Below are 15525 nucleotides of genomic sequence, written 5' to 3' on the forward strand. Positions count from 1 at the left end.
GGTTTTATCATGACGGCGGAAGGCCACCTGCTTTTTTCTATTGCGTGCGCAGTATTTGCCAAAAACGCTGAACTCACCCCCGTGCTGGCACAGGGGGACTGGTGGCATATTGTCCCTTCCGCCGTACTGACCTGTCTGCTGCCCGATATTGACCACCCGAAATCCTTCCTCGGGCAGCGCCTGAAGTGGGTGTCGAAACCCATCGCCCGCGCGTTCGGCCACCGGGGGTTTACGCACAGCCTGCTGGCCGTGTTTGGCCTGCTGACGCTTTTCTATTTAAAGGTGCCCGAAAGCTGGATAGTCCCTGCCGATGCCATTCAGGGGATGGTGCTGGGCTATTTAAGCCATATTCTCGCCGATATGCTGACCCCTGCGGGCGTGCCGCTGCTGTGGCCCTGCCGCTGGCGTTTTCGCTTTCCCATCCTCGCCCCGCAGAAAGGTAACCAGCTTGAGCGTGCACTGTGCATGGCGCTGTTTGCTTACGCCGTCTGGATGCCGCAAACATTGCCCGAAAACAGTGCAGTTCGCTGGTCATCCCAGATGATTAATTCGCTGCAATTTCAGTTTAATCGCTTTATTCATCACCAGATTGAACAGTAAACCGACAAAATTATCCCATTTGTCATAAACCATTCCATTTGGATATAAGCGCTACATCACACTTCTGCTAACCTTCCGCCAACAGGATCGGTAAAAACCGACCCAATAATAAATCAGGAGAACGGGGATGAATTTTCCACTCATCGCGAACGTCGTTGTGTTCGTTGTATTGCTATTGCTTCTCGCGCAGGCGCGCCACAAACAGTGGAGCCTGGCGAAAAAAGTGCTGGTTGGTTTGGCCATGGGTGTCGTATTTGGTCTGGCATTACAGGCAATTTATGGCTCCGATAATCCAGTTCTGAAAGACTCTATTCAGTGGTTCAACATTGTCGGTAACGGCTATGTCCAGCTGCTGCAGATGATCGTGATGCCGCTGGTGTTCGCCTCTATTCTGAGCGCCGTTGCGCGCCTGCATAACGCAACCCAGCTGGGCAAAATCAGCTTCCTGACCATTGGTACGCTGCTGTTCACCACGCTGATTGCCGCGCTGGTGGGTGTGCTGGTCACCAACCTGTTTGGCCTGACCGCGGAAGGTCTGGTTCAGGGTACCGCTGAAACGGCGCGTCTTACCGCGATTCAAACCAACTACGTGGGTAAAGTGGCTGACCTGACCGTGCCGCAGATGGTGCTCTCCTTCATTCCGAAGAACCCGTTTGCTGACCTGACCGGTGCGAGCCCAACCTCGATCATCAGCGTAGTTATTTTCGCCGCGTTCCTGGGCGTAGCGGCGCTGAAGCTGCTGAAAGACGACGCGCCAAAAGGCGAACGCGTGCTAACCGCGATTGACACCCTGCAGAGCTGGGTGATGAAGCTGGTTCGTCTGGTGATGCAACTGACGCCTTACGGCGTGCTGGCGCTGATGACCAAAGTGGTTGCCGGCTCTAACCTGCAGGACATCATTAAGCTGGGCAGCTTCGTTGTCGCCTCTTATCTGGGTCTGGGCATTATGTTCGTGGTGCACGGCATCCTGCTGGGCGTAAACGGCGTCAGCCCGCTGAAGTACTTCCGTAAAGTCTGGCCGGTACTGACCTTTGCCTTCACCAGCCGTTCCAGCGCCGCGTCTATCCCGCTGAACGTGGAAGCGCAAACCCGTCGTCTGGGCGTGCCTGAATCCATTGCCAGCTTCTCTGCCTCCTTTGGTGCCACCATTGGTCAGAACGGCTGTGCGGGTCTGTACCCGGCGATGCTGGCCGTGATGGTCGCCCCGACGGTGGGTATCAACCCGCTGGATCCGGTTTGGATCGCCACGCTGGTCGGGATTGTTACCATCAGCTCCGCAGGCGTTGCGGGCGTTGGCGGCGGTGCAACCTTCGCCGCGCTGATTGTGCTGCCTGCTCTGGGTCTGCCCGTGACGCTGGTCGCGCTGCTGATCTCCGTTGAGCCGCTGATCGACATGGGTCGTACCGCGCTGAACGTGAGCGGCTCCATGACCGCCGGTACGCTGACCAGCCAGTGGCTGAAGCAGACCGACAAAGCGATTCTGGAAAGTGAAGACGACGCCGAGCTGGCGCATCGCTAATCACTTTAGAAATAAAAAAACCGCCTGATGGCGGTTTTTTTATGGCTGTTATTCTTCAACCTCTTCATCCTGGCGGATCTGCATCGCCCACCGTTGCGCTGACTCCGGCACCGTAAACGTGGGAGAGCGACGGAAGTGTTCGCCGATCAGCACAAAGGCCACGTATTTCCCCCGCAGCTGCCAGACATCGCGAAAACCCTCCACTTTCAGGGCATGGTCAGGCGGCGCGGGCTCAACGCGGGGCACATAGCTAATAACCTGGCGGTTTTGTTGACGAAGAGGTTTCATAAGCGACTGGTTCACTAAAGCAAATTCTTGAAGCAAGAAAATTCTATGATAGCCGATCCTGTTGCCTTCCGTCGCGCTCCGAGTGAGTGGGATGGCTCCTTTCGCTAATGACGGCATGTGAAAACTCTTAGTTCGCGAGCCATCTCGCGACATTGTTCTATCCTTAATAGGGTTTTTAGCAATGGATAAAGGAGAAGCGTGCAATGTCGAACAAAGATAAAACACATCAATCACCGATTCATGGCACTGAGGAATCTCAACCGGGTATGGACTCTCTCGCCCCTGCTGACGGATCTCACCGCCCCTCCCCTGGCCCTTCCGCGCCAGGCGAACAGCCTACCGCACCGGGAAGCGTGAAATCGCCGGACACGGGCAACGAGAAGCTCAAATCGCTTGAGCCACACCGTAAAGGCGGCGAAGGTTTTGCGCTCACCACCAATCAGGGCGTGCGCATTGCTGACGATCAGAACTCCCTTCGCGCAGGCGCGCGCGGGCCAACCCTGCTGGAAGACTTTATCCTGCGGGAAAAAATCACCCATTTCGACCATGAGCGAATTCCGGAACGCATCGTTCACGCGCGCGGTTCCGCTGCGCACGGCTACTTCCAGCCATACAAGAGCCTGAAAGCGATCACCAAAGCGGATTTCCTCTCTGACCCGGACAAAATCACTCCGGTATTTGTGCGCTTCTCCACGGTACAGGGCGGCGCCGGTTCGGCAGATACGGTTCGGGATATCCGCGGCTTTGCCACCAAGTTTTATACCGAAGAGGGTATTTTCGATCTGGTGGGCAATAACACCCCGGTGTTTTTCATTCAGGATGCGCATAAATTTCCTGACTTTGTCCATGCGGTAAAACCGGAGCCCCACTGGGCCATACCGCAGGGACAAAGTGCGCACGACACCTTCTGGGACTATGTCTCCCTGCAGCCTGAAACCTTACACAACGTGATGTGGGCGATGTCAGACCGCGGCATTCCGCGCAGCTATCGCACCATGGAGGGGTTTGGCATCCACACCTTCCGTCTGATCAACGCCGAGGGTAAAGCCACGTTTGTCCGTTTCCACTGGAAGCCGGTGTCGGGTAAAGCCTCGCTGGTTTGGGACGAGGCGCAGAAGCTGACCGGACGCGACCCGGACTTCCATCGCCGCGAGCTGTGGGAATCCATTGAAGCGGGCGACTTCCCGGAATACGAACTGGGCCTGCAGCTCATACCGGAAGAGGACGAATTTAAGTTTGATTTCGATCTTCTTGACCCGACGAAGCTGATCCCGGAAGAGCTGGTGCCGGTTCAGCTGGTGGGTAAAATGGTGCTCAACCGTAACCCGGATAACTTCTTTGCCGAAAACGAACAGGTTGCGTTCCACCCTGGGCATATCGTACCGGGGCTGGATTTCACCAACGATCCGCTTTTGCAGGGTCGTTTGTTCTCGTACACCGATACGCAGATCAGCCGTCTTGGCGGGCCGAACTTCCACGAAATTCCGATTAACCGCCCAACCTGCCCGTACCACAATTTCCAGCGCGACGGGATGCACCGTCAGGATATTGATACCAACCCGGCTAACTATGAGCCGAACTCCATCAACGATAACTGGCCGCGTGAAACGCCGCCGGCGCCGAAACGCGGTGGATTCGAATCGTACCAGGAGCGTATCGACGGCAACAAAATTCGCGAGCGCAGCCCGTCGTTCGGCGAGTATTACGCCCAGCCTCGGCTGTTCTGGAACAGCCAGACGCCGATTGAGCAGCAGCACATTATCGGCGGCTTCAGCTTTGAGCTGAGTAAAGTGGTGCGAACCTACATTCGCGAGCGGGTGGTCGATCAGCTGGCGCGCATTGATATTCAGCTCGCCCAGAGCGTTGCGGATAACCTGGGTATTACGCTGACCGATGAGCAGCGCAACCTTGCGCCGCCGAAAGAGGTTAACGGCGTGAAGAAAGATCCGTCCCTGAGCCTGTATGCCGTGCCGGGTGGCTCGATTAAAGGCCGCGTGGTCGCCATCCTGCTGAACGACAACACCCGCGCCAGCGACGTGCTGGGGATCATGCAGGCGCTGAAAACCCAGGGCGTACATGCGAAACTGCTTTATTCCCGCATGGGGGAAGTGACCGCCGATGACGGCTCCGTGCTGCCGGTGGCCGCAACCTTTGCCGGGGCGCCATCGCTGACCGTCGATGCGGTGATTGTGCCGTGCGGGGATATTGACAGCCTGCTGAATAACGGTGACGCCGTGTATTATCTGCTGGAAGCCTATAAGCACCTGAAACCGATCGCGCTTTCCGGCGACGCGCGACAGTTTAAGGCGCAGCTGAAGGTGGCCGATCAGGGTGAGGACGGTATTGTCGAAGGCGATAACGTTGACGATGCGTTTATGACGAAGCTGTTTGATTTGCTTGCCGCGCACCGCGTCTGGTCACGCAGCAGTAAGATTGACCAGATACCGGCGTAAAAAAAGCCGGGTGGCGCTTGCGCTGACCCGGCCTACATTTCGATTGGTTTTGTAGGCCCGGTAAGGCGAAGCCGCCACCGGGCTTTATCTCAAAGATCCCCAAACGTCCCCAACCGATACCCACGCTCGGCAATCGCATACTTCAGCGACGACGACGTCAGCACGTCCAGCTCCGCCAGGCGCGGCCAGCAGTAGGCGCTTTTCCGCACGGTGTTATCGACAAAAGCCGGGTGCGCCATCACCTCTACGGACTTTTCACCGCGAGCGGCGGAATCATCCAGCACCTTCAGGAACAGCGCTTCGTCGATCTCGTCACCGTAAAATGCGCTGCTGAAGCCCTCTGTGGTTGTCACGGCGCAGTCCGGCACGCCGCGCGCGTCCCGATCCACGCGCATCGCCACGCCTTTGCGCTGTGCAAACTCCGCGACAATCGGGAAAATCGCCGGGATCATGTGCACGTGGTGATGGCTGTCGATATGCGTCGGCGCCTTACCAAACACATCAACAAAGCGGTTGAACTGACGCTCCAGCTCGCGGGCAATCTCTTCGAGCGGCAGCGCGCCCTGCTCCGCCAGTTCCCAAATCCATTTGCCCAGCTGGCCGTCGCGCGTCAGGCCCGGCATTGGCGAAAGCGGCATCCCGAGCGTCAGCACAAAATGCATGCCGACGCCCAGCTCCGGCACCTCGCGGCTCAGCTGCGCCGCGTGTTCAACCGCCTCACCATTCACCAGCGCCGTGGTAGAGGTCACCACACCCCGGCGACAGGCTTCAATAATGCCGTAGTTCTGGCCTTTCGAGAGGCCAAAATCATCAGCATTAACGATCAGCAGGTTTTCCATTGTGCGTCCTCTTAGTGGTGTTTGAACTTCAGCTTCTCGATCGTGGCGGCAAAGTTCGGCAACCATTTTTCATGCGCCAGAATCATCTCACTGGCCAGCTGCTCCGCATCGCGGTCGGAATGCACCAGCGGGCTGAGGTTCAGCGCCAGAAGCACGTCATTGAGCTCGCCGCTCAGCGCCGCATTGCTTGCCGCCACTTCAAAGCCTTTGATGGTGTGGATCAGACCCATGACCTTATCATCGAAGTGGGTGATGCGTGGATGCGGTTTAGCGCCATCGCGTCCCAGGATGCAGGTCATCTCAACCGCCCAGTCCGCCGGGATATTGTCGATATGGCCGTGGTGCGGCACGTTGACGTAGTGTTCCGCCTGCTTGTCGTTGTAGATGGCGTTAATCACTTCACACGCCGCATCGGAGTAGTAGGCCCCGCCGCGCTGCTCCAGCTCTTTCGGTTTAACGTTCAGGTTCGGATCTTTATACAAATCGAACAGCTGCTTCTCGACTTTCTGAACGATCTGCGCACGCGCGCCGCCCTTATAGTACTCGCCCATTTCGATGGCCAGCATCTCTTTCTGCTTGAAGTAGTAAAGCAGGTACGAGCAAGGCAGCAGGTTCAGCGAGCGGATCAGCCCTTCGCTGAACGGCAGGTCAAAGATGTTTTTCACGGAGGCCGCGGTCAGGCGACCGGAAGCCACGCCGTCGAGCAGTTCGGCAAAGCGCGATTTTCCGTTCACGATAACGTCTTTAATGAACACCATATGGTTCAGGCCGAACAGGTCGATGGAGAGATCGTCGCTGTCGGTCAGCGCCAGCACGTCGCGGATAAACATCTTCATACCGATCGGAATATTACAGACACCGATAAAGCGTTTGAAACCGGTATGACGATAGACCGCCTCGGTCACCATCCCGGCCGGGTTGGTGAAGTTAATCACCCACGCGTTCGGGCAAATCTCCTGCACGTCTTTGACGATGTCGAAAATGACCGGGATGGTACGCAGGCCTTTAAACAGGCCGCCCGCGCCGTTGGTCTCCTGACCGAGATAGCCGTGGCTCAGCGGAATACGCTCGTCCAGCTCGCGCGCTTTCAGCTGGCCCACGCGCAGCTGGGTGGTCACGAAATCCGCATCTTTCAGAGCCAGACGACGGTCCAGGGTTTTATGCACGGTCAGAGGCACGCCCGCTTTCTCCACCATGCGCTTGCACAGGTCGAAAATAATATTCAGCTTTTCCTGACCTTCCTCAACGTCCACCAGCCATAATTCGCTGACCGGTAATTCATGATAACGTTTCAGGAAGCCTTCAAGTAATTCCGGGGTATAGCTGCTGCCGCCACCAATGGTTACGACTTTTAATTTCTTCTGCATAATATCTCCCTTAGCGTATCAGGTTAATCGCCTGCAAGGTATAGCGTACTCTTCCCGCTATTTGGGCAAGCCATTAAAGCAATATTTGTGACGGGTAATCCGCCGAAAGTTAATTAATTACCGTTAAATTTTTCCGGTAACTGTTCGGTGTGAATGAAGTCAATTTCTTAAAGGTCTTAATAAACAGGCTGGGACTGCTGTATCCTGACTCGTACGCAATATCGGTAACAGAGTAGTTGGTAATTTCCAGCTGTTTCTTGGCAAAATTAATGCGGATTTCATTAATAATTTGCACGGGTGTTTTACGATAATAGCGCTGCGTCGCACGGGTCAGATATTCCTGGGATTTCCCCGACAGGGACACCATATTTTCCAGCGCATTTTCGCTGAACTGGCCTTTATCGTGCATCAGCTCAACGGTGCCGCGCAGCCATTGCGGAATATCATCCGTCACCTGCTGCTCTTCACGATGGTGGCGCAGCCGGTTCATCACGTAGAAGGTCACCGTTTCAATAAACTCATCAAATTCATTGTCGCGGAAGTTAAGCGAGGCGATAACCGTTTCAATCCAGGTCATAAACTCGTTTTTGACCCGATAGACCTGGGAGGCCACAAAGCAGAACGGCACCAGCGGCAGATAGTGCTTCTCAAAGAAGCGTCTGCTGACGCCCACGTTCAGAATACGGGTGGCACCAAATTCGTAAAAGCTCTGGTGATAAGACCCCATCGGCAGGAAGACAAAATCCCCTCGCTCAAGCAGGACGCGCTTACCGTTGATCTCCTGGTAGTAGCGGCCGGTCAGAACAATCGTGAATTCGTAGTAGTCATGCTGGTGCAGACCGCTAGCGCTCTCCGTTTTGTTGTAGATAACCACGTGAAAATTTTTGCCGTTAAACAGCTGCTGTTCAAGTGCGGTTTTAATTTCCATCGTGCTGACCTCCTGCTGCGAAATCCGACTCAGTGCATTTTCTCGTGAAGCTCAATGAGCTCCGCCACCAGCTCACGCGCCAGCATCGAGGTCATCAGGTGATCCTGCGCGTGGACCAGCACCAGGCTGACCTTCATCTTCCCTTCGCCCTGGTCGCTTTCAATCAGCTTTGTCTGCACCAGGTGCGCTTCGTTCAGGGCCGTGCGGGACTGTTCCATCATGGTTTTCGCGGCGGCGAAATCCCCCTGCTTGGCCTGCTTCAGCGCGGCATAGGCCAGGCTGCGGGCCTGTCCGGAGTTGATGATAAGCCCCATCACCACTTCTTCGAGATCGTTCTCAACGGCTTCGTCTGCGACAATACTATCCAAATCTAACATTTTTAAGCTCCTTGTGGCTGGCGCGGGCTTCCCCGCGCCGGTCAATCTTAGAATTTCAGTGAGAGGGCAATATCCTCTTCGCTCTCTTCTTCATCAATAATGGTGGCGGCTTTGTTGGCAATCGCCACGAACGGCATGTACAGCAGGGTGGCAATCCCGAGGTTGAATATCGCCAGCAGGAAGGCCGCGACGCTGCCGTTGGTATTGAAGAAGGCGCCCAGACCCGCCGGCATGGTCCACGGTGCAATGTTGGTGACCGGTGGAATGATGCCCAGGTAATACGCCGTCAGGGTAATGGCGGCCAGCAGCGGCTGAATCAGGATGAACGGAATGAACATTACCGGGTTCATGATGATTGGCAGACCGAACAGAATCGGTTCGTTAATCTGGAAGATGCCTGATGGCAGCGCCAGCTTCGCGACCTGACGGTAGTCGGCACGACGAGAGACAATAAAGACCGCGATGATCAGACCCAAGGTCGCCCCGGTACCGCCCAGGAAGATATAGGAGTCAAGCATCGGCTTCGCCCACACATGGAAGGTTTTACCCGCTGCCAGCGCCGCGTCAACGGAGCCGTACTGCTGGTAAAGCGCAACGTTTTCCAGTGCCCAGGGGGTCATAATCCCGCTGTCCAGCGCGGCCAGTGCCAGTGAACCATGCACGCCGAAGAACCACAGCAGAGAGGTGAAAATCACATACGCCCAACCGACCACGCCACCCATCGACGCCAGCGGCGTAGAGATAGAGTCCATGATGATCTGGTGGAAGTTTGTGCCCCAGTGGGAGAGCGCCCAGGCGATAATCCCCATGATGGAGAGAATAATGAAGCCTGGAATCAACGCGGAAAATGAACGGGATACGGAAGCCGGTACGCTATCCGGCAGGCGGATAACCCAGTTGCGACGGATAATAAAGGTGAACATTTCTGCCACCACCAGGCCGATAACAATACCGGAGATGATGTTGGCCCCACCCAGCCAGTTGGCGCCAACGGCATAGGCTTCACCCACGCTGTATGGCGTCACGGTCATAAAAGCGGCAACGGATAATAACCCGGCGGCCAGCGGATCCACTTTACGCTCTTCTGCCAGTGCCATCCCAATAAAGAAAGGCGCCATCAGCGACATAATCCCCAACGTACCGTTATAGACGTTGCCGCCGATGGCTTTAAAACCATTAAGGGTTTCAATAGTGGAAGCGTCTAACCGAATTCCTAATGAATAAAAGAAGGAACCTTCACCAAAGCTCAGAAAAACGTTGTTAATTAAAACGAACATGGCCCCGGCCAGCGTCAACGGCATTAATTTAATAAAGCCGTTTTTGATGGCGTTAACGTGAGGCTGCTTTCCTATTTTAACAGCAAAAGGAAGGAGTACCTTTTCAAGTGAAGCGATGACTTTACTCATAGGAAAATACCCTTAAATGCCGTAACGCATGTTACGGCGTATTGTGTGTGAAATAACTCTTTGACGGGAAAAATAAAAATTAATTAGCAGCTTTTTTAATTGCTGCGACAGCAGCTTTAAGAACACCTAAACCATCAATCTTGCCGTACAGCCCCGAGTCGATCACTTCGACCGGTTTATTCGGTAACAGTCGTTGAATTTCGGGCAACATATAGGCAATTTGCGGCCCCAGTAAAACGACATCGGCTGTCTGGCCTTTTTCGCCCGCCAGCGTCTCTGGAAACGCTTCAATCACCACAGGGACTTCATACTTTTCAGCCTGCGCACGCATCTTTGACACCAGAAGCGACGTAGACATGCCCGCTGAGCAGAACAGGTAGATATGTTTCTTTTCCATCGTGATTTCCCTCTTGTATGACTACCTGCCATCGCGCTATCACTCGACTCGCTGTCCCGGCAGACAGGTAGCTTGCGTACTGTTGTTTATCGTTGGAGTGAGTATACGCAATGGTACAGACAGGGGATAATTCTGGATAGGCTCAAATTGTCTCTCATTGACCTGTCTTGTTGACTCCCTTCACATTTCAGGCAAATAATTCGCGCAAAGAAATAAGATTTGCTGATGCATAAAAAAACCGGCCCATGGGCCGGTTTGTTAACATCCTCAGGCAAGCAGGGTTACTGCGCCTTAGGAGCCTGCGGATCGGTATCATATTCAGCACAGGTCTGATAGCCGGAGTTGATCACATGACCGGTATCATCCAGGGCAACAAAGTAGGTTTCTGCCTTACCATCACGTTGACCCAGGATATAGGTCTGACAGGTCCCCTTCGCATGAATCATGGTTACTTCAGAAGAAGGTTTACCGGCAATCGCAGCCACCTGCGAACGGGTCATCCCTTTTTTAACGTCTTTTACTACGGGCTGCGTAAACTGATCCTTGGTGCGATCGTAAGCCGTACACCCTGCCAGCATAGTCAGTACCGCCGCTGCGCTAAGAATTCCTGCTACGTTCTTGTTCATATTCCGTCCTCTTGTTTATCAGCGTGTTATCTAAGCATGGGATAAAAAGTACTATTGTTCAACTTTGTGAATTGCGCCAGACGAATTTCGGAAAATTCTAATAAAACAACGATAACCTGCTAAAACGGCGCAAATTAGCGCACTCGAAACTGTGATCCTTGTCGTTTCTCGCCCAAAGGGTTAGTTTTAACAGCTAACACATTCTGTTTATGTACTGCATATGGAGGGCGTGATGGCTCTGCAACAAGAGATTATTCAGGCACTGGGCGCGAAGCCTACGGTAGATGCACATGAAGAGATCCGCCGCAGCGTGGATTTTTTAAAATCGTACTTAAAAAAGAACGCTTTCCTGAAGTCCCTGGTGCTGGGCATCAGCGGCGGCCAGGACTCTACCCTGACCGGTAAACTCTGCCAGATGGCGATTTCAGAGCTTCGCGAAGAGACGGGCGATGAGACGCTGCAGTTTATCGCGGTGCGTCTTCCTTATGGCGTACAGGCGGACGAGCAAGATTGCCAGGATGCCATTGCCTTCATTCAGCCTGACCGCGTGCTGACCGTGAATATTAAGGGCTCGGTGCTGGCAAGCGAGCAGGCGCTTCGCGAAGCGGGCATTGAGCTGAGCGATTTTGTTCGCGGCAACGAGAAAGCCCGCGAGCGCATGAAAGCACAGTACAGCATTGCCGGGATGACCAAAGGCGTCGTCGTCGGCACCGACCATGCGGCAGAAGCGATCACCGGTTTCTTCACCAAATACGGCGACGGCGGCACCGACATTAATCCTATCTTCCGTCTCAACAAGCGTCAGGGTAAGCAGCTGCTGGCCGCGCTGGGCTGTCCTGAGCATCTTTATAAGAAAGCGCCGACGGCGGACCTTGAAGACGATCGCCCTTCTCTGCCGGATGAAGCGGCCCTTGGCGTCACCTATGACAACATTGATGATTATCTGGAAGGCAAAAAGCTGGATGAAGGTACCGCGAAAATCATCGAAGGCTGGTATCTGAAAACCGAGCACAAGCGTCATACGCCGATTACGGTGTTTGACGATTTCTGGAAGAAATAGCCAACATTTTTGCCCAGCGGCGCTTCGCTTGCAGGGCCTACGGTTTCGCGCTGTTGTAGGCCGGGTAAGCGCAGCGCCACCCGGCTCTTTTTTAACCAAACCGTCTCTGCTACACTGTATACCTGAACAGTATATGGAGCAGTATGTGAGCAGGCGTCAATCCGCCCCGCGTCTTGAGTTTGAAGCGGCGGCTATCTACGAATATCCCGAGCACCTTCGCCCCTGGCTTGAGGCGCTGCCTAAACAGCCGGGCGTATACATCTTTCACGGTGAAAGCGACACCCTGCCGCTTTATATCGGCAAGAGCGTTAACATTCGCAGCCGGGTGTTATCCCATCTGCGCACGCCGGACGAGGCCGCCATGCTGCGCCAGTCGCGACGCATTACCTGGTTCCAGACGGCGGGAGAAATGGGCGCGCTGCTGCTGGAGGCGCGGTTGATAAAAGAACAACAGCCGCTGTTCAATAAGCGCCTGCGCCGCAACCGTCAGCTCTGCTCTCTGCAGATCGACGATGGCAAGCCGCAGGTCGTCTACGCGCGCGACGTCGATTTTTCTCATGCCCCGAATCTCTATGGGCTGTTCGCCAATAAACGTGCCGCACTCCAGGCGCTGCAAACGCTGGCGGACGAGCTACAGCTTTGCTACAGCCTTTTGGGTCTGGAGGCGACCACACGCGGACGCGCCTGTTTTCGATCCGCGCTGAAGCGCTGCGCCGGTGCATGCTGCGGGAAAGAGAGCGTTGAGGCGCATCACGCCCGGCTCCTCACCGGGCTGGCGACCATCAGTGTGAACTGCTGGCCGTGGGAAAGCGCCGTTGCGCTAAAAGAAGTGGGCGAGGCAATGACCCAGTATCACATCGTCAACAACTGGCTCTGGCTGGGCGCCGTCGACGACATCAACGACGCGGCAACCCTGCTGCGCACGCCCGCCGGATTTGACCACGATGGCTATAAAATTCTCTGTAAACCGGTCCTGGCCGGAAAGTTTGAGATCATTGTGCTCAATGACCCGGCAGCCACGTGATTTCGCTGAACAATAAGGTGCCCTGAGCCTCCAGCAGACGCAGCGTATGGGCCCCCTCCTCCCAGCTGGCGCCCTGATCGGCCGTCAGCAATTTATCCCCCAGCTGCCACGCCCCGCTTAACACAAACACCACGCCCCCGCGCGAGCCAAAGGTGGTAAAGGTGCGGTCAGCAACGCGCACCTTCGCCCGGCAGCAGTCGCGCCGGGTCATGATGTTAAAGTCCATCGCCATCCGCCCATCGGAAAGCAGCGCTTTCACCGGCAAATCGCCGGCAAAACTGTAGGGCTGATGATGCTTCAGGGTATGGAAGAACGCCTGACCCGCATCCAGCGTCACCTCTCCCCCTTCGAGCAAGGTAATCACCCGATCGACACCGGGAAACGAGGAGAATTCGCCGTTGCTGGCGATAGTCGCGATACTGGCTCGCCACTGAAAATCGCGCGTCGCGGGAGGGAAGCAGCAAATCTCACGCGTTTCGCCTGCACCATTGCGCCAGAGGCTGACCGGCATCTTACGGATATCAAAGAACTCCATCACCACTCCTGAATGGCACAACCCGTGCCAGGGCAAGGATATCGCTATCGTTGCTGTCTTGTTTGTTATCGTTGGGTATTCACAGAAACAGTATCGGCAGCAGAACGGACAGGCCTTAGCGGAACGTTAATAAAAATTCTAACGCCATGACTCTACAAACATTCTCTGAAGCGACTACAGGAGGATACCGCGCTGGCGGCGGCAGGCAAGAGGGCAGGAAAGAAAAACCGCCGGTCCTGTCCACAGCGATTGCGCTTTTGTGGACAGGATCCCGGCGGTCTTAAGAGTGTGAACCGATTATTCGGTTGGTGCTGGCATTTTACCTTCCATCGCCGGACGTTCTGTCAGACGCTTCTCAAAATTCGCATTAAATTGTTTTTTCTGTTCCGGGGTCAGAATGTTGTAGATCTTGTTCTGGGTTTCCATGTGAGCCAGCATGCGGGCTTTGTGCTGCTCGGCCATTTTGTCGATCTGCGCTTCGGCTTTCGCCTTATCGAAGCTGTCGCTGGCGATGATGTCATGCATCGCACGGCGCTCTTCAAGCGGAGGACGTTTCATCTGGTCGCGGTCGCTTTTTTTGATGTCGCGGATCTGCTGCTTCTGAGCATCCGTCAGGTTGAGATCCTTAAACATCATCATCTCGTTGTGCATACCCGGACCTTTATGATGCATCATCATTTTGCCTTCAGCAGGCGCGGCAGTCGTAGTGGTCGCAGTATCTGCGGCGAACGCCATGCTGGTAGCGCCCAGAGCCAGGGTAGAAGCAACAAACAGTGCAGTAAACTTACGCATAATTTATTTCCTTTCTTTCAGTTATTCTTCGGCGCTATGCCGTGTTGACGAGATTAACTTTACGGGGTTTATCGTCAATTAGTCAGAGCAACGGTAAAACAATGAAAGTGTAAAAAACAAATTTTCGCCAAATGTGGAGGAAATAAGGATAAAGCGTGGAGAGTTGCAACAAAAAATATTCAATACGATGATTTTAAAGAGATTTAGCAGAAGTATAGCGAAGCGAAGATCAATAATAAAGCAATTCACCAGGAATATTCCGCAAAACAAGCGCAAGGGCTTTAATCGTTAAGAAAAGTTTTTTACTTCCCCCTCCCGGATGATGAGAGGGGAAATGTTCAGGATATTTTTTCCAGCATCAGCCCGGCCCGCAGGCCAAACGCGACGGTGGGGTTAGGGAATAAAACATACTCGGTGGTTTTCTGCACCTCGTAACGTTCCTCGCCATCTTCCGCCAGCAGCGCCCCTTTGCGAAACGGGGTGAAGTTCAGGGTGTGCGCGGCCATGTGGAGCAGGAAGGCATCGCTGCGGCGCGTGATCTGCTGTACGACACGATACCGCTCAACGGGCTGATGCGCGTGCTCGGGCGCCTTTCCTCCCAGCAGCGCCCGAAGGGCGAGATGCGTAGGCGCAAAGCGGGTCAGATCGTTCTGGCCGAACGGTAGCGCTTTTCCCAGCTCCAGCGTGCAGGCCAGCGCAGCGAAACGTTCACAGGTGAAATGGGTAAACGTTCCGCCCGGCGACTGATGAAATACCAGCGCCTCCAGCCCGGCGTCACCCAGCCAGCTCAGGAACGCTTCATCCCACGGCTGACTGCGCTGCGGCAGAACGCCGAAGCGAACGTGGTAGGACGCGCGGATTGCCGTATGCAGATCCAGATGCCAGCGCGCCGGTCCCGCGGCGGCAAAAAACGCGGTCACGACGTTCTCCAGCCACTCTGCCCGCGCCGTTTCATCGCTCTGCGGAAACTGCGACCAGCGCCCGCCGAACATGCGGTTAATGTCGCTCACCAGATACCGTTTGTTTTGCGCCAGCGCAGGTGGGTTGCCGAGCACCACCAGCACGCGGCACGTCAGGGCGATCTCATTGCGGTACAGCGCACGCAGCAGCAGATCAACAATCTCAACGGGTGCGGTTTCATTCCCGTGGATACCCGTTGAAAGCAGCAGCGAGAGATCGCTTTTTACGGTCGGCGTCAGCTCAAGCACCCCGTGCCCCAGCCACCGCCAGCGAAATGAGGGGCCGTCCCCCTCTTTCTGTTCCGGCGTCTCATCGGCCAGGGTCAGCGCCAGTAAATTTTCCATATCCACTCCT

Annotated in this window: 16 protein-coding genes; 5 read left to right on the forward strand and 11 right to left on the reverse strand. The window is 55.0% G+C overall.

Annotated elements, in window-relative coordinates; translation table 11 throughout:
• The first annotated feature begins 9 nt into the window (after nt 1-9).
• Entirely contained in the window at nt 10-600 is a 591-nt protein-coding gene (locus V4835_RS14115) for a metal-dependent hydrolase (RefSeq protein WP_023335366.1), read from the forward strand.
• 127 nt (nt 601-727) lie between these two features.
• Nucleotides 728-2119, forward strand: a complete 1392-nt coding sequence (locus V4835_RS14120; RefSeq protein ID WP_029740442.1) for an L-cystine transporter — start codon at nt 728-730, stop codon at nt 2117-2119.
• A 48-nt stretch (nt 2120-2167) separates the two neighbouring features.
• Here V4835_RS14120 and cedA read toward each other — a convergent pair whose 3' ends face one another.
• Complete coding sequence (gene cedA / locus V4835_RS14125; RefSeq protein ID WP_331412532.1) at nt 2168-2560, reverse strand: cell division activator CedA; 393 nt, start codon at nt 2558-2560, stop codon at nt 2168-2170.
• 50 nt (nt 2561-2610) lie between these two features.
• On the opposite strand from cedA, the gene katE reads away from it, so the two are divergent.
• Complete coding sequence (gene katE / locus V4835_RS14130; RefSeq protein WP_331412533.1) at nt 2611-4860, forward strand: catalase HPII; 2250 nt, start codon at nt 2611-2613, stop codon at nt 4858-4860.
• An 89-nt stretch (nt 4861-4949) separates the two neighbouring features.
• On the opposite strand, the gene chbG is transcribed toward katE, so the two are convergent.
• The 7 genes from chbG to osmE all read right to left on the reverse strand — a co-directional run bounded on the left by chbG (nt 4950) and on the right by osmE (nt 10800).
• Nucleotides 4950-5699, reverse strand: a complete 750-nt coding sequence (gene chbG, locus V4835_RS14135; protein WP_063142896.1) for a chitin disaccharide deacetylase — start codon at nt 5697-5699, stop codon at nt 4950-4952.
• 11 nt (nt 5700-5710) lie between these two features.
• Nucleotides 5711-7066: a 6-phospho-beta-glucosidase gene (locus tag V4835_RS14140; protein ID WP_069302673.1), complete on the reverse strand. Its 1356-nt coding sequence runs from the start codon at nt 7064-7066 to the stop codon at nt 5711-5713.
• A 109-nt stretch (nt 7067-7175) separates the two neighbouring features.
• Nucleotides 7176-8018, reverse strand: coding sequence for a transcriptional regulator ChbR (gene chbR / locus V4835_RS14145; protein ID WP_072034209.1), 843 nt, complete (start codon nt 8016-8018; stop codon nt 7176-7178).
• 5 nt (nt 8019-8023) lie between these two features.
• The gene (gene chbA, locus V4835_RS14150; RefSeq protein WP_063142895.1) at nt 8024-8371 is read right to left on the reverse strand and encodes a PTS N,N'-diacetylchitobiose transporter subunit IIA; all 348 of its coding nucleotides are present in this window, start codon (nt 8369-8371) and stop codon (nt 8024-8026) included.
• 47 nt (nt 8372-8418) lie between these two features.
• Nucleotides 8419-9777, reverse strand: a complete 1359-nt coding sequence (gene chbC, locus V4835_RS14155) for a PTS N,N'-diacetylchitobiose transporter subunit IIC (protein WP_063142894.1) — start codon at nt 9775-9777, stop codon at nt 8419-8421.
• Nucleotides 9778-9856: 79 nt separating this feature from the next.
• Nucleotides 9857-10174 carry a PTS N,N'-diacetylchitobiose transporter subunit IIB gene (chbB, locus tag V4835_RS14160; RefSeq protein WP_008500676.1) on the reverse strand — a complete coding sequence of 106 codons (318 nt, stop codon included), beginning with the start codon at nt 10172-10174 and terminating at the stop codon, nt 9857-9859.
• Nucleotides 10175-10455: 281 nt separating this feature from the next.
• Nucleotides 10456-10800, reverse strand: a complete 345-nt coding sequence (gene osmE, locus V4835_RS14165) for an osmotically-inducible lipoprotein OsmE (protein WP_010430142.1) — start codon at nt 10798-10800, stop codon at nt 10456-10458.
• Between the two features lie 232 nt (nt 10801-11032).
• Here osmE and nadE point away from each other — a divergent pair, with 232 nt between their 5' ends.
• Nucleotides 11033-11860: an ammonia-dependent NAD(+) synthetase gene (nadE, locus tag V4835_RS14170; protein WP_063142893.1), complete on the forward strand. Its 828-nt coding sequence runs from the start codon at nt 11033-11035 to the stop codon at nt 11858-11860.
• A gap of 145 nt (nt 11861-12005) precedes the next feature.
• Entirely contained in the window at nt 12006-12884 is an 879-nt protein-coding gene (gene cho / locus V4835_RS14175; protein ID WP_331412534.1) for an excinuclease Cho, read from the forward strand.
• Here cho and ves read toward each other — a convergent pair.
• The 3 genes from ves to astE all read right to left on the reverse strand — a co-directional run bounded on the left by ves (nt 12862) and on the right by astE (nt 15515).
• Nucleotides 12862-13419: an environmental stress-induced protein Ves gene (ves, locus tag V4835_RS14180; protein ID WP_331412535.1), complete on the reverse strand. Its 558-nt coding sequence runs from the start codon at nt 13417-13419 to the stop codon at nt 12862-12864. The two genes, cho and ves, sit on opposite strands and share 23 nt — an antisense overlap.
• 297 nt (nt 13420-13716) lie before the next feature.
• Nucleotides 13717-14211: an ATP-independent periplasmic protein-refolding chaperone Spy gene (spy, locus tag V4835_RS14185; protein WP_063142891.1), complete on the reverse strand. Its 495-nt coding sequence runs from the start codon at nt 14209-14211 to the stop codon at nt 13717-13719.
• Nucleotides 14212-14549: 338 nt separating this feature from the next.
• Nucleotides 14550-15515 (reverse strand): succinylglutamate desuccinylase, encoded by a 966-nt coding sequence (gene astE / locus V4835_RS14190; protein ID WP_331412536.1) that lies wholly within the window; start codon nt 15513-15515, stop codon nt 14550-14552.
• Nucleotides 15516-15525 lie beyond the last annotated feature (10 nt).

It is taken from the genome of Enterobacter cloacae complex sp. CARB60 (assembly GCF_036487345.1).
GTDB lineage: Bacteria > Pseudomonadota > Gammaproteobacteria > Enterobacterales > Enterobacteriaceae > Enterobacter > Enterobacter asburiae_D.

Bases quoted from the DNA above. Each gene is read 5' to 3' on its own strand.
- V4835_RS14115 (WP_023335366.1), top strand. From the start codon at position 10: ATGACGGCGGAAGGCCACCTGCTTTTTTCTATTGCGTGCGCAGTATTT.
- V4835_RS14120 (WP_029740442.1), top strand. From the start codon at position 728: ATGAATTTTCCACTCATCGCGAACGTCGTTGTGTTCGTTGTATTGCTA.
- cedA (WP_331412532.1), bottom strand. From the start codon at position 2,560: ATGTCGCGAGATGGCTCGCGAACTAAGAGTTTTCACATGCCGTCATTA.
- katE (WP_331412533.1), top strand. From the start codon at position 2,611: ATGTCGAACAAAGATAAAACACATCAATCACCGATTCATGGCACTGAG.
- chbG (WP_063142896.1), bottom strand. From the start codon at position 5,699: ATGGAAAACCTGCTGATCGTTAATGCTGATGATTTTGGCCTCTCGAAA.
- V4835_RS14140 (WP_069302673.1), bottom strand. From the start codon at position 7,066: ATGCAGAAGAAATTAAAAGTCGTAACCATTGGTGGCGGCAGCAGCTAT.
- chbA (WP_063142895.1), bottom strand. From the start codon at position 8,371: ATGTTAGATTTGGATAGTATTGTCGCAGACGAAGCCGTTGAGAACGAT.
- chbC (WP_063142894.1), bottom strand. From the start codon at position 9,777: ATGAGTAAAGTCATCGCTTCACTTGAAAAGGTACTCCTTCCTTTTGCT.
- chbB (WP_008500676.1), bottom strand. From the start codon at position 10,174: ATGGAAAAGAAACATATCTACCTGTTCTGCTCAGCGGGCATGTCTACG.
- osmE (WP_010430142.1), bottom strand. From the start codon at position 10,800: ATGAACAAGAACGTAGCAGGAATTCTTAGCGCAGCGGCGGTACTGACT.
- nadE (WP_063142893.1), top strand. From the start codon at position 11,033: ATGGCTCTGCAACAAGAGATTATTCAGGCACTGGGCGCGAAGCCTACG.
- ves (WP_331412535.1), bottom strand. From the start codon at position 13,419: ATGGAGTTCTTTGATATCCGTAAGATGCCGGTCAGCCTCTGGCGCAAT.
- spy (WP_063142891.1), bottom strand. From the start codon at position 14,211: ATGCGTAAGTTTACTGCACTGTTTGTTGCTTCTACCCTGGCTCTGGGC.
- astE (WP_331412536.1), bottom strand. From the start codon at position 15,515: ATGGAAAATTTACTGGCGCTGACCCTGGCCGATGAGACGCCGGAACAG.